Raw genomic sequence first — 18,268 nt, forward strand, 5'->3', positions numbered from 1 at the left:
ATGACGAGTCGGCGCGTCGTGTTCGTGAGCCAGCGGTTCCCGCCGGACAAGGGCGGCAACGCCGCCAGAGTCCACGATATCACCGCGCATTTCGACGACGAGTGGGACGTGACCGTGCTCGCGCCGCCGCCGAGTTACCCGCCGGGCGAGTTCGACAGGAGTTGGACCCGCAAGCAGACCGAAGACCGCGACGGCGTGACCGTCCACCGCCTGTGGTCGTGGCAGCCACAGACCGAGGATCCCGGGATGGCGCGACGGCTGGCGTACTACCTCGTCTTCGGGATCCATGCGATGTGCTGGCTGCTCTGGCACGTCCGGGAGTACGACTGTGTCGTAACGACTACGCCTCCGATTTCGACGGGCGCGCCCGGTCTGCTGGCGGCGGCGCTCGGAACGCCGTGGGTCGTCGACGTTCGAGACCTCTGGATCGACGCCTCGATTTCGCTCGGCTATCTGACGCCGGGGAGTCTGATCGAACGGGTGAGTCGGCGGTTCCAGCGGCGGGTGCTCCACGCGGCAGACCGGATCGCGGTCACGACCGAGGCGCTCGGTGACTCGCTACAACAGAAGTACGGTCAGTCGTTAGCCGCGAAGACGATTCTGGTTCCGAACGGCGTCGACGTGCGGCGGTTCCAGCCTTCCGCGGAGGGCGACAGCGACGAGCCACAGGCGACGACCGACGGTGGCAGGGCAACGATCATCTACACCGGCAATCTCGGGAGCGCGCAGGCGCTCGGGTCCTGCGTGCGAGCCATGTCACGGCTCCCCGAGGACGCTGCGGTGTTGCGACTCGTCGGCAGCGGTGACCGGGAGTCACAGTTGAGACGGCTCACGGACGAACTCGAAGTCCAGGACCAAGTGGAGTTTCACGGCCTCGTCCCCCGCGAGGAGGTGCCGGCGCTGCTCGACGACGCGACGCTCGGTGTCGCGGCGCTGGAGGAGAGTGACGAGCTATCCTACGCCATGCCCACGAAACTGTACGAGTACATGGCCAGCGGGCTGCCGAGCGTCGTGACCGGGCGCGGAGAGATAGAGCGCTTCGTCGAGGACAACGAGTGCGGCCTCCACGCCGACGCCGAACCGGCGGCGATTGCCGAGGCGTTCGAGCGACTGCTGGACGACGACGGGCTCCGGCGAGAACTCGGAGCGAACGGCCGGGCGTGTGCCGAACAGGAGTACGACCGAAAGGCGATTGCCGACGCGTTCGCTGACGAACTCGGAACGCTGATCGACGAGTCCAACGCATGAGTCACGACGTACTCACACCGAAGGGACTCTCGCTGCGGTACCACACTGCGAGACGCATGGAGGCGCGTCAACTCGCCGGCATCGCAGAGCGGACAGTTCGGGCGGTTCTCGCGCCACGAGTGCCGGTCGATTTCGACGGCATCTACGACCGCCGCGTTCCGGACGACCCGCAGGCTCGGCCCCGGCCGCTGGCCGAGAATACGGCAACGCTCCGCACGAGTCTCGACGAGACGACCCGGAGCCGGTATCAGGAACGCGCCGAGGATGCGGCGGGCGGCACGTTCACTTTTCTCAATCGGACGCTCCATCTCGCGGACGGCGACGGCGTTGCCTGGACGGACGGCCGACTCGACCGACTTCCACTGCTGTGGGCGCTGAAGCTCTACGCGTTTCAGCCGTTACAGTGGCTCTGTGCGAGCACCGACCCGGAGAGCGAGCGGGCGCCGGCGCTTCGGGAACGCTTCGACGAGTGTGTCCGCGACTGGATCGGAGCGGTCGAGGTCGGGTCGGCCGGATATCTCCGCGGCGCTTGGACGCCGTGGGCGGTCTCGCTGCGGATTCTCAACCTGAGTCGGTATCTCGCCTGGCGAAGCAGCGACGAGACCAGCAGTGGGGGCGTCGGGCGCGAACTCAGGCGGGAGATATACAAGAATGCACTCTTTCTGCGGAACCACATCGAGCGCGATGTCGGCGGGAACCACCTGATCGAAAACGGGGCGGCGCTGGTGGTCGCCGGTGTCCTCTTCGAGCACAGGGGGTGGCGCGAGACCGGCCAGGCGGTGCTCACGGAGGCGGCGGACAAGCAGTTTCTCGACGACGGCTACCACTTCGAGCGAAGCCCGATGTACCACGTCATCGTCCTGACCCGGTATCTGACGGCCTGTCACCTGCTCAGAGTGGGCGGTTACTCGGTCCCGTCGGGACTGCGTACGACCGCACGGGACGGGGTCGAATTCCTCCGGTTTCTCCGCCCGCCGGACCGCGGTTTGCCGCTGTTGAACGACTCCGTCCACGGTGAGGGGCTTCCACTGGGAGACTGTCTGCGATACGGAACAGCGGTCGGCTTCGAGACCGACGCCGAGCAGTGGGAACCGCCGACAAACGAGGCGACGCCGGAGACCACGTCCGGCTATCACTGGCTCCGTACGGGGGCGGGCGCGATGTTGATCGACGGCGGGGCCGTCGGCCCGGCACACCTGCCGGGGCACTCACACAGTGACACGCTGAGTCTGCTGCTGTGGATCGACGACCAGCCGGTAGCCACCGACACCGGTACCTTCGGGTACGTCGACGACTGCCGCCGCGATTACGCGCGCAGCGCACGCGGTCACAACACCGTCACCGTCGGCTCCGACGAACCGATCGCTGTCGGCGGCACGTACCTCATGGGCCCTCGACCGACGCCGGAGACCCGCTTCGACGCAGACGGCGTGACGCAGTTCGCGGGGCGGTACCGAGCGCTCCCGCATCGAGGGAATGCGTATACACACGAACGCAACGTATACGCAGACGACGACTGGTGGCTGTTGACCGATCGCGTCGACGACTCCGGCGACAGGACACTCCGGGGGCGGATACACCTCCATCCGGGCATCGAGCCGTCCATCGAGTCAAGCGGGCGGGTCCGGCTGCCGCTCGAAGACGGCGGGCGGGCGTTCGTCCTGCCGGACGAGCGGACGGACATCGGAGTGACGACGGGGCCGTACTTTCCGCGGTTCGGGGAGTGCAGACAGCGAGCGGTGCTGGAGCTGACCCCGACGGGTCCGAACGACAGGGGGGAGCGGTTGCGGGCGCTGTTCACGAAGCGAGATGTCGACCCAGAGTCGATCGACGTGACCGACACACGCGACGGTCCGAGACGACTCGTGATCGGTGAACAGGGCTACGACCTCCCCGAACCGGGGCTGTCGCGTCGGTGACGGGGCGCTGTGCCGTCAGGGCAGCACGCTGGCGAGTCGCTGTAGTTTCCGCCGGAGACGCGCCGAGGATTCGTACGTTCGTCGCCCCCCGAGCGAGGCGAGCAGGTGCGGGTGGAGCCGTCGGTAGAACGGGTTGGCGCGAAATGCCAGGAGGAAGTACTTTCTCGCGTCGCGATACCGGCCCACGCGGACCGCTGCCCTGCCCAGCATGGTCCGGAGGGAAGCGAGAAACGTCCGGGCGTAGTACCGGCCGTAGGACTTCGCGAGCGAATAGTGTTTCTCGACGAACAGCGGGTACGCGACATCGCGCTTCTGCTCGAACTGTCTGGTGATGCTGTCCGGGAGGCCGACGTGTCTGTACGTGAGCGTTTCGCTGATCGGTTCGAACTCGCAGTGTTGGGCCAGCCTGAAGAACCACTCACGGTCCTGCCACGCCGGGAATCGCTCGTCCGGGAGTCCGGCAGTATCGATCACGTCGGCCCGGACCATCACCGACGAGAACTGGCCGAAGGACTCGCCAGTCAGCAGATCCGGAAGGACGTCGCCGCTCGCAGTCGGATTCGTCACCGTCGTTCCGTCGGGCCCCTCTGCCCGCTTTCCGGTGTAGGTGACGCCGACCGACGGCGGTGCCGCCTCGAACGTCTCGACCTGTCGACTGATCTTCTCCTCGTGCCAGCGGTCGTCGTCGTCGAGAAAGGCGACGTACGTGCCCGTGGCGGCTTTGATACCGGTGTTTCGGGCGACGTTCGCACCCCTGTTTTCGTCGTGGCGGAGAAACTCGATACTGTCGAGGCCGTCGACGTTCTCCGTATCGACGATATCTGCGACAGGCTCCGGAGAGCCGTCGTCGACGACGAGCAGTTCGATCTGTTCGTAGGTCTGGTTCGCGACTGTCTCGATAGCACCGGGAAGTTGTTCGGCTCTGCCGTAGGTCGGGATGACGACGCTCACCGTGGGGTCGGTTGCGTCCGGATCCGCGCCCTCGTGCATGGTCGATGCTCCGCGCGGCAGCCATTTGGTTACCCAATGGATACCGCGAGGCGGGGGACCGCTCCCGAATTTGCTACACACGACGGTAGTATATGAGAAGCATAACCAAATGTCAGCCCCATCTCTGTCGGAGATATCCAGACACGCGGCATGACCATTTGGACGGAACGCCGGGACCCCGCCCGGTCGCCTCGGTGCGCCGAACGAGCCGACGAGGGAGTGACGCCGCATTCATGACCGAAGACCAGCCGGACAGAAACCGGATTAGCAGACGCCACGCGCTCGCCGTACTCGGGACCGGAGCAGCGGCACTCATCAGCGGTTCCGAAGCGCCGTTCGTCGGTGAGGAGGGCGTTCGTCCCGCACGGACCGGACAACTGACCACCGACGGCAGCGGTGGTGAGCAGCCGAGTCGGAACGGGACCGAGTGTGAGGGCGAAGCGTGCGGCGACAGTACGGATCATCCCGGCGAGAGTATCACGGCCTACGGCGCGCTCTCTGATCCCGACGACCAGCGTATCTCGACGGCCGAGCGGAACCTCAGGGCGCTGCTGGAGGCCGCGCGGGCCGCGGGCAGAAACGGAACCGTCTACATTCCCTCCGGGACGTACTACATCGGCCACGACGGGAGCGGTCCCGACCCGTTCGTCCGATTCGGCGGGCGGGAGCCGCCGGGTATCTCCATCGTCGGAGCCGGCCCGGAGGTCGCGACGCTCGCGATTTCGGAGCACACGCCCCCGGACGAACAGCCGAACCAGAGCGGTCTGATGTGGGAAGAGGGGTACGATCACGGGACGATCACCGTCGAGAACGTCAGACTACACGGGAACTACGAGGCACTCCCGAACCTCTCGAAGGCCGGCGGTGGGTCGTGGGGCCTGCAGACGGGCGGACGGGGACGGATCAGGCTGCACAACGCGTACATCTCCGGCTGGCATCTGGCGGGCCTTCGCGGACGACACATGGTCGAGCGCGTCGAGCGGTGCACCTTCGAGGACAACGGGATCGGCGTCCACAACGACGCCAACGGGGACGCGAACTCCCATCACATCTCAGTGCGGCCGAGACGGGGGACGACGTGTCGAATCCGGAACTGCCAGTTTCTCGACTGTGCGGGAAACGTGGTGAACATCCGGTACAACGACGGTCGGCTGCGGATGGTCAACTGTCACGCCACCGGCACCGGGTCCGGGTTGTGTAAACTCTCCGGAGGCAGCCACGTCGTTTTCAGACACGTCTATCACGAGGGACACACAGACTCTCTCGAACAGAAAGTAGACGAACGACCCGACGGACCGAACTTCTACGGCCGGAACTGCATCAACAGCCTGGGGGAACGCGGGTCGCGATCCGTGACCCTCCGAACGGAGCATCTCGAATCGTGGGATACGACGGAGTACGCCCTCCAGTCCCGTGGGGAGATCGGCAACGGTCCCCCTGCCGTCAAGTGGGTCGGAGACATGGTCGCGATTCACAACGCGAATATGACGAACGGGGAGGTCGCGATCCGAAACAGGGAGGGCGGGTCTTTCGATGGAGTCGAGTTTCGGCGGCTCTCGGTCCACGGGTCGAGCGGAGACGTGTTTTCGACGACGAGATCCAGCGGGAGAATCGAGACGTTACACCGGGACAACGCCGGAGGCCTCGGCAACCCCGGAGACATTACGATCGAGACCGACCGCGAGGGCGCCGACCCGTTCGTCCCGGAGGTCCCGGACGCCGCCGATGTCGGGATCAACAGCTCTTGAGGGCAAATCGGCGGAGGACGAAGGCGCGGCCGGTAGGTGCGGTATAACTATTGATCGATTGCGGCTGGATTGGGTATGCAACACGACATTACCGGCTGGCTCCGGACGCTGACGGACAACCCGCCGGAGGGGTACGAGAGCGGTCTGAAGTACTTTCTCGGCGGCGCGTACAACGCGGCGTATTTCTCGCTGACATCGCGGTATCCGCTGGGGACGAACGTCTTCGAGCGGGAGTGGGACCTGCTGCTCGTACTCGACGCCTGTCGGGTCGACGCGCTGCGGGCCGTCGCTCCGGAGTACGACTGGCTGGAGTCGGTCGGTTCGATGTGGTCGGTCGGCAGTTCGTCTCACGAGTGGCTCTGCAAGACCTTCACGAACGCCTACGCCGACGAGATTGCCGAGACGGCGTATCTCTCCTCGAATCCCCACACCCGTCCGACGTTCACCGACGGCGCGCGGCCGCCGCGCACGTACGTGACGCCGGTTATGTGGGCGGACTGGGACGTCGTCGACGGCGAGCAGTTCGAGTTACTCCGGCACCTGCCACACGACCACGAGTACGAGGAGTACTTCGAGACGCTGCCGCCCGACGTCGTGACGGATCACGCCATCGAAGCGGGCCGGTCTGTCGACGCCGACCGGATGATCGTCCACTACTTCCAGCCCCACCGGCCGCACATCGCCGGCCCGTACCGCGAGAAACGACCGATTACCGAGGTCGAGAACCACCCGTGGGAGGCGATCCAGACGGGTGCGGCGGACCGAGCGGAAGTCTGGAAAAACTATCTGGATACACTCAGACTCGTCCTGGATTCCGTCGAGCGACTGCGCGAGAACGTCGACGCAGAGCGGGTAGCGATCACCGCAGACCACGGCGACCTGTTCGGGGAGTTCGGCCAGTACGGCCACCCTGAGGGGTTCGTCCACCCCAACCTGAAGAAAGTCCCCTGGGCGAGGACGACAGCCACCGATTCCGGGACCAGTACACCCGCGGTCGACCTCGACGACTCCGCGCCGTCGGAGTCGGCGGTCACCGAACGGCTGGAGCAGTTGGGCTACCTCTGAACCGGCACCCCATTCTGCGGTTGCCGCGGGCGCGGTGACACGGAGTAAGAATTTCCTACTACGTATAGGCGGCTCTGAACGGGGAGCAAGAACCAGCAAATTCAGCAAGTACCACAAACTGATCGAAAAGTAAAAGTGGTAGTCTGAAGTACGAGTGAATTAGATAAGAATACTAATAGTTAGTTACTGAATATCCCGCAACTATCGAGCACGTAAGTTAGATTATCGGAGCTCAAGCGTTCTTAACCCTATTTAATCCGTATCAACGATACGGAATAAATCTCCGAAATATTACCAGAATATCGATAACAGTCAGTCTGACCTACTTTTTATCATAATTCAATATGCGAACACAAGTATTAATACGGGTAGGCGGAAACTACTGCATGCAATGGCACGCAAGCTGGCACACAGCGGCGAGGAGCGGCCCGACTCGAATTCGGGCGAGAACGATCAACTTACTCGACGGACCTACCTCAAACTCGGGGCTGTCGCGTCGGGCGCAGCACTCGTTTCCGGCAGCGGATTCGCCGGTACGACTGCTGGGAGTCAGGACGGAACGGTGCTGACCACCGACTTCAGTGAGTACGCACAATGAGCGGGGAGTACCGACACAGAGCGGCTGTGCGGGCGGAGTTCCGCTCTGGGACGGAGCCGGAGACGGGCACTGACGGCAAAGTAGGTGAGACCTAATGGCGGTGCTCGATGTAACGGAGAGTCCGTACAACGCGGCGGGTGACGGATCGACGGACGACCGGGCGGCGATTCAGCAGGCAATCGACGACGCGACCGACGGCGACACCGTCTATCTCCCGGCGAACACCTACGCGCTGGAGGAGTGGGACGACGACCCCCACTGGGGCAGTGTACTGTACATCGGGGCGAACAAGGAGGGTGTGTCGTTCACCATCCTGGGCGACGGTCCGGAGACGGTGCTGAAGTTCACCGACGGCAACACCGGGAAATACACCCCGGCACTGCTCTCGGTCAACCCGGGCGAAGCGGACGACGGCAAGCTCGACGTCGACGTGAAAAACCTCGTCCTCGACGGGAACCACCGCGACGGGGGCGTCGACCCGGGGCGGGGTATCGATATCCACCAGGAGTTCACCAGTTCCGGCGTGAAGAAGGTCACGACCGGACACGACATCTACTTCGAGGACATCGAGATTCGTGACACGACCAGCGCTGCGTTCCAGATGCGTTCGGGGACGGACGACGAACTCGTCGGCTGTGATCGGGTGCACGCGAAGCGGTTGACGATCGATACGACCGCCAGACACCACGGCCTCTCGATCCAGTCGGCCACGAACCCGGAAAACGAGGCGGACATCGTCAACACCTTCGAGAGCCTCCGCATCCTGAACATCGGCGGCAGCGACACCACCCCCGGCAACGGTCTCAACATCAACGGGACCGCGCTGTTCAAAGACGTCTACGTCGAGAACGCACACCAGGGGAGCAAGGTGAGCAACGGCGGAATCCATCCCGTCATCAGAAACGCCCACTTCTACGGGCACAAAAACATCAACCCGAGCGTCATCCGAGAGACAGTCAAGGGTGACAGAGGCGACTGGTCGCTCACCCTCGACTCGATCAAGATCGCACAGGCCGACACGCCCGCGATGCGTCTGGCCGGCGGTGGCGGCGGGACCGCACAGGTGAACATGACTGACGTCTCGTGTATCGCCTGCGATCAGTCCGGCGAGTCCGGGTACACAATCGGCATCACGGACGATCAGAACGTGACCGCCGACTCGATCCACGTCGAGGAGACCCAGAACAACGGAATCGCCGTCTGGGGCTGGTCGGGCAACACCGCCCAGTCGGATGTCGTTACCCACCGCAACGTCGGCGGGTCGGTCGTCGACAGCAGTTTCGACGCGGGATCGGTCTCCGAGAGCGGTGCGCCCGGGCTCTCCGTTCCGCAGAAAAGCGATGTCGGTGCGTTCACTGGCTCGGAGGAGACGACAGACGGCAGCAGTACCACCGACAGCGGCGTCTTCACCGAGTGGACACCGCGGTACAACAGCACGAAAAACGACTGGACGATCCGATCCGGCAGCGAGTACGACGGGGAGGCCGCGCTGGTGTTCACCGACGACGACGGCGAGCGGACCCGGCAGGCGCTGTCCTGGGATCAGGCCGGGACACAGGCCGACGCCGAGGTACTCGACAAGTTCCGGATTCCGGAGTTTTACTCGGGCAACGGCGGCTATCACGCCCGCATCTACCTCCGGGGGAGCAACACCGCGAGCGGCCACAACGGCTACTGGATCCAGGCCGAAGAAACGAACGGTGGATCGTTCAGACTCGGAAAACACGTCGGCGGCAGCCTCGAAACGCTCGCCCAGTTCGGCAACCTCGACACTGGCACGTTCTACTATCGGCGGTTCCGGGCCGACGGCGACCGCCTCAGGGCGAAGGTCTGGGAGGCGGGGACGCAGGAACCGGACTCCTGGGATGTCGATGTGACCGACGGGGACCTCTCCGAAGGGTGGGTCGGGGTCGGATCGTTCGATCCCGACGCAGTCGAGTTCGACCGGTTCAGCGTCGCGACCGACGGCGGCACGGCACAGGCCGGGACACCGGACAGCAAGCCGTCGGTCAGCATCGCCTCACCGAGCGACGGAGCGACTGTGACCGGAACGAGTTCGGTCGCTATCGCGGCCAGCGACCCCGACGATTCCGACCCGACCGTCGAGTATCGGATCGACGACGGCTCCTGGACGGCAGCGAGCTACAACTCCGAGAGCGGCTACTACGAGGCGACGTGGGACTCGACGACCGTTCAGGACGGATCGCACACGATCAGCGCTCGCGCCGTCGACTCGTGGGGTAACGCCGCGACAGCGAGCATCGGAGTCACCGTCGACAACGCCATCGAAATCGCGACCGTCGGAAGCGACTCTGTCACCGATTCCAGCGTCCGGGTGATCGGTGAGGTGATCGATCTCGGAACCGCCGACTCGCTCTCCGTCGGCTTCGAGTTCCGCCCGAGCGGCGCGGATAGCTGGCAGCGAACGCCGGCACAGACGGTGAGCGACGCCGGCGAGTTCAGCACCGAACTGGCCGATCTCCAGCCCGAGACGACCTACGAGTTCAGAGCGGTCGTCGAGAATCCGGAGCGGATCGCCGGCGATGTCCTCACTGTTCAGACCAAGCAGAGACAGATCGACGGCCCGCAGATCGATCAGTTCGAGGCGACGAACAAGAGCGAATCCGGCTGGACGCGGTACGACGTCGACTACACGGTCAGCAAGGGCACCAACCCCCTAGATACGGTCGTGACCGAACTGCTGCTCAACGGCCGAACCGTCCGGGCGGACAGCACGGTCGTCACCGGCGAGACGGCGAGCTACACCCACATCATGCGGGTGCGAGGCGCCGTCGACGAAGTTCGGGTGATCGTCACCGACACCGAGAACCGGGTGGCGAGCAAGTCGAAAGATCTCTGAGCGAGGATCGGGCGCTCGAACTCTGCCGGGTTAGCTGAGATAGCCGAGTTCCCGAAGCCGGTCGGTGGCGACGTCCTCGCTGGCCCGAGTTGTCTCCTCGGTCGGCGTCTCGGCCGTGATCTCTCGGCGCGGGCCGTTCTCGGAGACGTGCCAGGGGACGCGGACGAGTTCCTCGGCGTAGAGCCCGACGGGGTGGCCGTACTCGCGGATCGGAACCGGGAAGAGCCGTTCACCGAACATCTGGCCGTGATCCGCCGTCACGACGGTTTTGCCCCGTAGCTCGGAGAGCAGTCGTTCGACCGACGGCAGCGCCGCCTCCAGCGTCTCCTCGTAGGCGCGTTCGAGCACCGCGTCGGGAATGTCGAGGTCACCGGTCGCGACGTCCTCCCACTGGAAGTCGAGGCGGTCGAGATCGAACCACTCCGCCCCGGTCTCGCCGAGAAACGGGTAGTGTGGCTGGAGGAAATGCGAGAGGATGCGTTTGTTCGGATACTGTTCGGCGGCCGCAAGCGTCTCCTCGGCCATCGTCTCCGGGAGCACCGTCCGGTACTGGTCGTCCCAGCCTCGGTCGTCCCAGACGTTGACCGTCGCGTGAAACTCGACATCGATGTCGTCCCGGTGGCGGTGTAACATCGGGCTCGCGGTGACGTAGACGGTATCGTGAAGTCGTTTTCCGTCGAAATTGCCGCGGAGGAACTCCTCTGTAGCGGAGCCTTTCGAGCGGACGGCAGTCGTCTCTCCGGGCAGGTCGGCGACGCGCTCGAAGAGGTCGTATCGGCAGGCGTCGAGGATCACGAGCGTGTCCCAGTCGGCGGCGAAGATATCCAGTCCGTCCTCGTTGTGCGTCCGGGAGTACAGCCGCTGGTAGTACAGCCGGTTCAGCTCCTGGAGGATAAATCGCGGATTCGCCAGCCCCTTTCGGATCCCGTGCAGCGAGTACATTGTCCGGTCGTTGGCCGAATGTCTGATTTGTTATTCTGCACCTACCGACGGAGCTTCTGCGACGGCAAGAGCCGTCTTCGTAGTCGGAAACACCGGCAGTCGCCGGTACTGCCGGGAAAGAGATCCATAACCAAGTGGACGGTACGTGAGCGTTCGACCAGTGCAATCGATACGCGACCGATCACGCGAGGAGGGTGACGCGAGGCTGTACGCGGAGCAGACGAGCGGTGAGGGGTCCGGTCCCGACGCCGCCGGGACGGCAGAGCCGCTGATCGCGTTTTTTATTCCGGATCTGACCGTCGGCGGTGCCGAGCAGGTGACCGTCAACATCGTCAACGGGCTGGCGGCCCGGGGATACGCCGTCGAACTGCTCCTCTCGCGCAACGAGGGCAAACTCCGGACGGAACTCGACGACGAGGTGACCGTCGTGACCCTCCAGCCGGATCGCACCTCGGTGCTCGGCGTCGGGGCACACCTGCCCGCGCTCGTCTCGTATCTCCGCCGTCGTGAGCCGGCGCTGTTCCTGCCGCATCTGCGCCACCCGAGCGTGGTGAGTCTCACGATCAACCGCCTGTTCGAGACCGAGACGAAGATCATCCCGACGCACCACGCGGCGTTCGGGCAGTCAACCGAGCAGACGGTGAAAGACCGGGTCGTCGAGTCGGTCGTCCCGCGGCTCTACCCGGCGGCGGACGGACTCATCGCCGTGTCCGACGGCGTTGCCGAGGGGTTGGCCGCGCGAACGCCGGTCGATCGGAAGGACATCTCGGTCCTACACAATCCGGTCGACGTGGCGGAGATTCAACGGCGGGCACGACAGCCCGTCGATCACCCCTGGCTCGAAGACGACGACAGAGATGTCGTGGTCTTCGTCGGCCGACACACCGAGCAGAAGGCACTCGACACCTGGGTCCGGACGTTTCAGCGGGTCTACGAGGAGAACCCGGACGCGCGGGGGATCATCGCGGGGACAGGCCCACAGTCCGAGGAGATTGCGGATGCTATCGAGGCGGCCGGGCTCTCCGAGGCCGTCACCATGCCCGGCTACGTCGAGAACCCGTACGGGTTGATGAGTCGCGCGGACGTGTTTCTGCTCTCGTCGAGATACGAGGGGCTGCCGACGGTCCTGATCGAAGCGCTCGCGTGTGGCTGTCCGGTCGTCGCGACCGACTGCGAGAGCGGACCGCGGGAGATTCTCGACAACGGGAAATTTGGCGTGCTCGCACCCGTCGGCGACGAGCGAGCGCTGGCGACGGGTGTGACGGAACTACTCGACGCGCCGCCGGCAACCGACCTGCTTCGGGCACGCGCCGCGGAGTTCGCTCCCGATGCCGTACTCGACGCGTACGAGCAGTTCATCGAGGAACAGATTGATCGACAGGAGTAGCCGTCTCGAGGGCAGCGCGGTGGAGCTCTGTCACTCGCTCGGCGTGGCTGGCCCACGTCCAGTCGTTCGCCCGCAGTCGTTCGAGCCCCGCCTCGCCCATCTCCCGGAGGCGCTCGCGGTCCGCTGTCAGCGTTTCGAGGCTCCCGCGTAGCGCGGGGAGATCCTTCGGCGGGATCAACACGCCGGTCTCGCCGTCGGCGACCTGCTCGGGGATGCCGTCGACGTTCGAGGCGAGGACGGCCGTCTCGCTGGCCATCGCCTCGTAGATCACCGTCGGGCGGCCCTCGGCGTGGCTCGGGAGGACGAGCAGGTCGGCAATCGCGTGCCAGCGTCGCAGCGCCAGCGAGGTCACGCCGGTGTAGACGTGACGGTTGGAGAAGCCGCTGTCCGCGACGGCCCGTTTCAACTCCTCTTCTAGCTCGCCGCCGTGGCCGACGAAGACGAACTCCGTCGAATCGAGGTCGAGGTCGGGAAGCACGGTCGCGAGTTCTTCGATCCCCTTCCGCTCGGTGAACTGGCCCACGAAGAGGACGACGGTCGCATCCGGGTCGATGCCGAGTTCGGCCCGCAGCCGAGACTGTTCGTCGACCGGGAACTTCTCGGGGTCCGCGCCGATGGGAACCGTCGTGACCTTCGACGGGTCGGTGTGTCGGGCCGCCTCCGCTTCGAGGGCCTCGCTGACACAGAGGACACCGGCGGCTTCGTCGAGCGTCTCGCGGACCTTCCCGTCTACCGTCGGCGGGAGGTCCCCGAGGTTGTTGAGCAGTTTGCCGTGGGCGACGACGAAAAGCGGCAGATCGTGGGCGTTCGCGTACGGTAACAGTCCGTATCCGTCGGGGTAGATGTGACAAGCATGAATTACGTCTGGGACCGCGAGTTCGCGTTCGAGATACGCGGGCACTCTGCGCGCGTATGACTCCCCGGAGGCCGCGTACAGGAGCCGTTTGGGGAGGAGATACCAGAAGCGGGGGTGGTGAAGGGTGTACGGTCCCCACTGTTCGCGGAGCGGAATCGACCGGTACGACGAGTACGGACCGATCGGCGGCGCGAACGGACGCGGAGAGACGGTGTCGAGGTCGACACCGGCCTCGGAGAGAGCGTCGAGCATCCGAAAATTGAACAGTGCTTGGTAGGGATTCAGCGCGTCAGGATGGTTGATTGCGCCCGCGACTGCGGAGTACATCGGCCGACTGTTCGCAGACGGTGCTGAAAATTATAGAGCGGCTACGGAGCCGCGGGGCCGAATACGCCCTGCTCGACCGGCGATACCTACTGCAGACCGGTGGCGAGTTCCTCGATATGCCCGTTGTCGTGAGTGACGAACACCTCGGCGTTCTCCCGGCGAGCGCGGGCTTTTAGCTGTCGAAGCGATTCGATTGACTGCGAGATGTCGTAGTTGAACGAGGCGAGATGTTCCCGCTCGTACCCCGATTCCTTGTGGGCGATATCGGCACCCAGAATGACGGTCCCGGTCTCGGGTAGCTCCACCTGTACGGACTGGTGTCCGGGGGTGTGTCCCGGCGTCGGGAACGTGGTGAGACTGCCGTCGCCGAAGACGTCGTACGGCCCCTCGATGGGTGTCACGTCGTAGGCGTCCGAGCGGAGCATGTCGAAATCGCCCTCCAGATAGAAAACCTCCTGGACGGGCACCGGCCAGTGTGCGTACCGGAGTTCGTCTTTCTGAACGAGCACTTCCGCCTCGGAGAACGTATCGATGTGCCCCGCGTGATCGGAGTGGAGATGTGTGAGGACGAGATAATCGACCTCCGAAGTGTCGTACCCGGCGTCTTCTAGCTGTGCGCGCGGATGCATGTCGGGGCCGTACTCGATGGCGGGGAGAAACGCCTCCATGAACTCCGCGCCGTAGGGGCCGTACGACGCGGGATCATCGAGCATCTCGTGGCTCAGTCCGGTGTCGATCACCGCGACCCCCTCGGGGTGGTCGACGACGTAGAAGGGACAGACGGCTGTGTAGGGCTCCCCCGGATCTGTCAGCTGTTCCATGAAACTGTTGTCGAGCGACCAGTTGGCGGTGTTGAACTCGCGCAGCTCGGTAACGGTTGACATATGGAAACTACCCACGTACTATACCGCAATAAAGCATGGGCACGGACAGCAGCGGCGTCTGCCCGGGTATCGAAACCAACCCGGGCGGAGCGGGGATGTCGAGTGTTCCCGCCGTGATCCGCAGTACACGAGTTTCGTGTAGACGGTCGCGGGACAGAAATGCCAGGGCCAGCGGCTCAGTCCGTCAGATAGCCCATCTCCTGCAGTCGCCGTTCGACGCCGGCAGACAGGTCGGCCTCGGCCGACAGCGACCTGTCCCGCGCGAACTCGTCGGCGAACGTGCGGTATCGCTCGCGGAACTCCGCGAGCACGTCGGGATACCGTTCGCTCACGTCAGTCGACTCGTCGGGGAGTTCGAGCAGCCGTTCGGCGCTGTCGCTGCGCTCGTATTTGAACGTCTCCGAACGGAGCGTGACGAGATGGCCCCGGTGGCGTTGCTCGGGCGCGAACTCGTCCGAGCGTTGCCGGAGCCTGTCGAAGGTCTTCGCGGCCCGGTCGCCGCCGCGTTCGGTGACGGCGTACTCCCGGCTGTCTTCCCGGAGGTCGAGTCCCTCCAGTTGCTCGTGGTCTACGCCGACCTCGCGGAGAAGCGTCCGCACGACATCGATATGCTGGATCGGTCCGGAGTAGTCGAGTACCCCGGTCTCTCCGAGGACGACGAGTGGAACGTGTGTCACGGCGTCGTGCGTTCGGATCCGGTGAGCGAACATATCATCCTCGCCGAACAGTTCGCCGTGATCGCCCGTGATGACGACGACCGCGTCGAGTTCGGAACGGAGGTACTCGACGATAGCGCCGACGCGCTGGTCGGTGTAAGCGATGCTGGCGTCGTAGAGTGCGAGCATCGCCGCACGCTGTTCGTCGGTCAGGTCGTATTCACCGGCCATCAGTTCGTACATGTTGTCGAAGAGGTCGATGACCAGCCTCGCCGCCCGGTCGGCAGAAATCGAGAGCTCTGCGGTCGCGCGTTTGAGATACGGGAGCGGAGGGACGTAGGGCTGGTGCGTGTCGTTGTAGTGGACGTACAGAAAGACCGGCTCCCGTTCGCTGGTGACCTGTTTTTTGATGCCCTCGTTGACGAGATAGCCGGTGCTGTGACGGCTCGTGTCGGTCGTGAACCCGCCACCGTGCGACCGGATCTGCAAGAGATACTTGAGCAGACCCGAGAGACCGGCAATATCCCGGGCTGTCGTCCGGTCGACCGCGAAGTACTCGTCGAATCGGTCTTCGGCGTCGATTGCGGATTCGATCTGTGAGTTGCGGGAGAAACAGACGGTGTCGTATCCCGCCTCCGAGAGCAGTTCGGGGACGGTTACGGCGGTCGGTGCGAGTTGCTGGCCGGTCGAGAAGACGCCGTGAGAGGACGGATGGGTCCCCGATAGGATGGATGTCGTCGACGTGCGCGTCCAGTTGCCGTGTGCGAAACACTGATCGAACGAGGTGGCCGTCGGCCGTGCGGCTATGTCGGCGAGATTCGGCGTCGTCGGTCGCTGATAGCCCGACAGCGTCGTGTGATCGTACCGGAGGCTCTCGATGGAGAGCCACACGATGCTTTTCCGTGCCATATGTCGTGCTCGGGTGAATTGTGTCTACGGGTGAGGTGGTGAGTACACAGTTCGGGTCCGGGCGTGGATCACCGGTTCGTCTGGACCGAGTACAGTTCCGCGTACTTGCCGTCGTTGCGGACGAGTTCGTCGTGGCCGCCCCGCTCGGTGATCGTCCCGTCTTTCATGGTGTAGATCCGGTCGGCGTTTTCGACCGTCGAGAGCCTGTGAGCGATGGTGATGATGCCGTACTCGCGGTCCATCGCCTCGATTGCCTGCTGGACCTCCTGTTCGAGGTGGGTGTCCAGGTCGCTGGTCGCCTCGTCGAGGACCAGCAGATCCGCGTCCTGCAACAGCGCCCGTGCGAGGGCGACCCGCTGTTTCTGCCCGCCGGAGAGCCTGACACCCTCGTCCCCGAGTTGCGAATCGTAGCCGTTCGGGAGGTCGTCGAAGAACTCGTCGACGCGGGCGATTGCGCAGGCGCGGTCGATTTCGTGCTGCGACGCGTGCCGGTTTCCGAGCGTGAGGTTGTACCGCAGCGTATCGTTGAAGATGTACGGACTCTGTCTGACGATTGCCAGTCGGTCGCGCCACTCGTCCGGTTTCATCTCGTTGATCGGCACGCCGTCGGCGTAGATCTGCCCGGAGTCCGGCTCGTAGTACCGCGCGAGCAGCGAGACGATCGTCGATTTACCGGCACCGGACTGGCCGACGAACGCGACGAACTCCCCCTTGTCGACGCTGAAACTCACGTCTCGGAGCACCGGTTCGTCCTCGTTGTACGCGAAGGAGACGTCGTCGAAGGCGACGGTCTCGACGGGGTTCGGGACCGACCGGGTGCCGCCGGTCGGCTCCTGGCGGTCGTCGAGTTCGTCGAGAAACTGCTGGGTCCGGACCAGGTGGGGCAACTCGTTTTCGACGGAGTACGCGAGTTCGTTCAGCCCGCTCACCTTCGGCCCCAGTTGGAACATCGCGAACAGGAACAGACCGAGTTCGCCGAAGGTGAGGCTGGCAAAGCGCAACGCGACATAGATCAGCACGAACACGAACACCGCGACGGCGAGGTTGTAGAACTGGTTGATCGCGGTCTGGTTGCGCTTGAGTTTGATCTTGTTCGTCGTGAACTGATCGACGGCGTTGTCGAACTGCTCCGACATCTCCTCGCTGAGGTTGAACACCCGGATATCGCGGATACCGATCATCCCGGCCTGTGCGGCCTCGTGTCGGCGTTCGTTCGCGTCCGCGACGAGATCACCGAGGTCGTAACCCGACTCGAACACTCCCTGTAACAGGACCGTGATCGTCCCGAGGACGATCACCGAGATGACGGTCAAAAACGGGGAGATCCACAGCGTGATCAGCAGATAGACGCTGGTCAGGAAGGTGAAGTTGAGGATCTTCACAACCTTGTTGATCACGCGGGCGGCGGCGGATGACTCGGTGATGATCGTGTTCAGGATCTCGTCGGAGCCTTCCTTGTCGAAGTACTCCATCTCGGCTTTGAGCGCGCTGTTGAACGCCCGTTTCTGGAGGTACCGCTGGTAGTTGAACCGGAGCATCTTCCGCAGCCAGTTGTAGACGAAACTGCTGGTGTATCGCAGCGTCATCACCAGCGTGACACCGGCGACGGCGTAGCCGAGCGTGAACGGGATGCCGAGGGCCTGATAAATCGTCGCGAAGACGAGCGACAGCCCTTCCGCCTCGGCAACGGGGTCCTCGGCCTGGATGATCTCGACAATCGGGATGATGAACGTGAGCCCGATGCCTTCGAGAACCGCCACGAACAGCCCTAACACGACGAGGGCAGCGGTGAACAGGGGTTTGTACTTGGCGGCCGCAACGAGCGCGTCCAGTTGCTCTCTGCGAGAGACGTTTTGGAGGTCTGGGTCAGTCATGGTTG

General features: G+C 64.3%; 13 protein-coding genes. 7 read left to right on the forward strand and 6 right to left on the reverse strand.

Annotation, left to right across the window (positions count from 1 at the left end; genetic code table 11):
• Both GRX03_RS15430 and GRX03_RS15435 read left to right on the forward strand, forming a co-directional pair.
• Complete coding sequence (locus GRX03_RS15430; protein ID WP_159765193.1) at positions 1-1,248, forward strand: glycosyltransferase family 4 protein; 1,248 nt, start codon at positions 1-3, stop codon at positions 1,246-1,248.
• Positions 1,245-3,167 (forward strand): alginate lyase family protein, encoded by a 1,923-nt coding sequence (locus GRX03_RS15435; protein ID WP_159765195.1) that lies wholly within the window; start codon positions 1,245-1,247, stop codon positions 3,165-3,167. The genes GRX03_RS15430 and GRX03_RS15435 overlap by 4 nt, the downstream gene beginning before the upstream one ends.
• Positions 3,168-3,182: 15 nt before the next feature.
• On the opposite strand, the gene GRX03_RS15440 is transcribed toward GRX03_RS15435, so the two are convergent.
• Positions 3,183-4,157, reverse strand: coding sequence for a glycosyltransferase family 2 protein (locus GRX03_RS15440; protein ID WP_159765197.1), 975 nt, complete (start codon positions 4,155-4,157; stop codon positions 3,183-3,185).
• 233 nt (positions 4,158-4,390) lie between these two features.
• Here GRX03_RS15440 and GRX03_RS15445 point away from each other — a divergent pair, with 233 nt between their 5' ends.
• The 4 genes from GRX03_RS15445 to GRX03_RS15460 all read left to right on the forward strand — a co-directional run bounded on the left by GRX03_RS15445 (position 4,391) and on the right by GRX03_RS15460 (position 10,428).
• Positions 4,391-5,905: a right-handed parallel beta-helix repeat-containing protein gene (locus GRX03_RS15445; RefSeq protein WP_159765199.1), complete on the forward strand. Its 1,515-nt coding sequence runs from the start codon at positions 4,391-4,393 to the stop codon at positions 5,903-5,905.
• Positions 5,906-5,980: 75 nt separating this feature from the next.
• Positions 5,981-6,970, forward strand: a complete 990-nt coding sequence (locus GRX03_RS15450; RefSeq protein ID WP_159765201.1) for a hypothetical protein — start codon at positions 5,981-5,983, stop codon at positions 6,968-6,970.
• Positions 6,971-7,361: 391 nt separating this feature from the next.
• Entirely contained in the window at positions 7,362-7,568 is a 207-nt protein-coding gene (locus GRX03_RS15455) for a hypothetical protein (protein ID WP_159765203.1), read from the forward strand.
• Between the two features lie 94 nt (positions 7,569-7,662).
• Positions 7,663-10,428: an Ig-like domain-containing protein gene (locus tag GRX03_RS15460; protein WP_159765205.1), complete on the forward strand. Its 2,766-nt coding sequence runs from the start codon at positions 7,663-7,665 to the stop codon at positions 10,426-10,428.
• A gap of 30 nt (positions 10,429-10,458) precedes the next feature.
• On the opposite strand, the gene GRX03_RS15465 is transcribed toward GRX03_RS15460, so the two are convergent.
• Entirely contained in the window at positions 10,459-11,370 is a 912-nt protein-coding gene (locus tag GRX03_RS15465; protein WP_159765207.1) for a hypothetical protein, read from the reverse strand.
• Between the two features lie 145 nt (positions 11,371-11,515).
• Between GRX03_RS15465 and GRX03_RS15470 the strand changes: the two genes are divergently transcribed.
• Positions 11,516-12,757 (forward strand): glycosyltransferase, encoded by a 1,242-nt coding sequence (locus tag GRX03_RS15470; RefSeq protein ID WP_368278562.1) that lies wholly within the window; start codon positions 11,516-11,518, stop codon positions 12,755-12,757.
• Here GRX03_RS15470 and GRX03_RS15475 read toward each other — a convergent pair.
• The 4 genes from GRX03_RS15475 to GRX03_RS15490 form a co-directional block, all read right to left on the reverse strand.
• The gene (locus GRX03_RS15475; RefSeq protein WP_159765209.1) at positions 12,726-13,940 is read right to left on the reverse strand and encodes a glycosyltransferase; all 1,215 of its coding nucleotides are present in this window, start codon (positions 13,938-13,940) and stop codon (positions 12,726-12,728) included. The genes GRX03_RS15470 and GRX03_RS15475 overlap by 32 nt on opposite strands.
• Positions 13,941-14,026: 86 nt before the next feature.
• Positions 14,027-14,824, reverse strand: coding sequence for an N-acyl homoserine lactonase family protein (locus tag GRX03_RS15480; RefSeq protein ID WP_159765211.1), 798 nt, complete (start codon positions 14,822-14,824; stop codon positions 14,027-14,029).
• A 176-nt stretch (positions 14,825-15,000) separates the two neighbouring features.
• Positions 15,001-16,389 (reverse strand): sulfatase, encoded by a 1,389-nt coding sequence (locus GRX03_RS15485; protein ID WP_159765213.1) that lies wholly within the window; start codon positions 16,387-16,389, stop codon positions 15,001-15,003.
• A gap of 68 nt (positions 16,390-16,457) precedes the next feature.
• The gene (locus GRX03_RS15490; RefSeq protein ID WP_159765215.1) at positions 16,458-18,263 is read right to left on the reverse strand and encodes an ABC transporter ATP-binding protein; all 1,806 of its coding nucleotides are present in this window, start codon (positions 18,261-18,263) and stop codon (positions 16,458-16,460) included.
• Between the last annotated feature and the right edge of the window lie 5 nt (positions 18,264-18,268).

Origin of the sequence: Halovenus carboxidivorans, from assembly GCF_009831575.1 — an archaeon.
GTDB classification, from domain to species: domain Archaea; phylum Halobacteriota; class Halobacteria; order Halobacteriales; family Haloarculaceae; genus Halovenus; species Halovenus carboxidivorans.

Excerpts from the sequence above, each read along its gene's own strand:
- GRX03_RS15430 (WP_159765193.1), top strand. The coding sequence starts at position 1 with ATGACGAGTCGGCGCGTCGTGTTCGTGAGCCAGCGGTTCCCGCCGGAC.
- GRX03_RS15435 (WP_159765195.1), top strand. The coding sequence starts at position 1,245 with ATGAGTCACGACGTACTCACACCGAAGGGACTCTCGCTGCGGTACCAC.
- GRX03_RS15440 (WP_159765197.1), bottom strand. The coding sequence starts at position 4,157 with ATGCACGAGGGCGCGGATCCGGACGCAACCGACCCCACGGTGAGCGTC.
- GRX03_RS15445 (WP_159765199.1), top strand. The coding sequence starts at position 4,391 with ATGACCGAAGACCAGCCGGACAGAAACCGGATTAGCAGACGCCACGCG.
- GRX03_RS15450 (WP_159765201.1), top strand. The coding sequence starts at position 5,981 with ATGCAACACGACATTACCGGCTGGCTCCGGACGCTGACGGACAACCCG.
- GRX03_RS15455 (WP_159765203.1), top strand. The coding sequence starts at position 7,362 with ATGGCACGCAAGCTGGCACACAGCGGCGAGGAGCGGCCCGACTCGAAT.
- GRX03_RS15460 (WP_159765205.1), top strand. The coding sequence starts at position 7,663 with ATGGCGGTGCTCGATGTAACGGAGAGTCCGTACAACGCGGCGGGTGAC.
- GRX03_RS15465 (WP_159765207.1), bottom strand. The coding sequence starts at position 11,370 with ATGTACTCGCTGCACGGGATCCGAAAGGGGCTGGCGAATCCGCGATTT.
- GRX03_RS15475 (WP_159765209.1), bottom strand. The coding sequence starts at position 13,940 with ATGTACTCCGCAGTCGCGGGCGCAATCAACCATCCTGACGCGCTGAAT.
- GRX03_RS15480 (WP_159765211.1), bottom strand. The coding sequence starts at position 14,824 with ATGTCAACCGTTACCGAGCTGCGCGAGTTCAACACCGCCAACTGGTCG.
- GRX03_RS15485 (WP_159765213.1), bottom strand. The coding sequence starts at position 16,389 with ATGGCACGGAAAAGCATCGTGTGGCTCTCCATCGAGAGCCTCCGGTAC.
- GRX03_RS15490 (WP_159765215.1), bottom strand. The coding sequence starts at position 18,263 with ATGACTGACCCAGACCTCCAAAACGTCTCTCGCAGAGAGCAACTGGAC.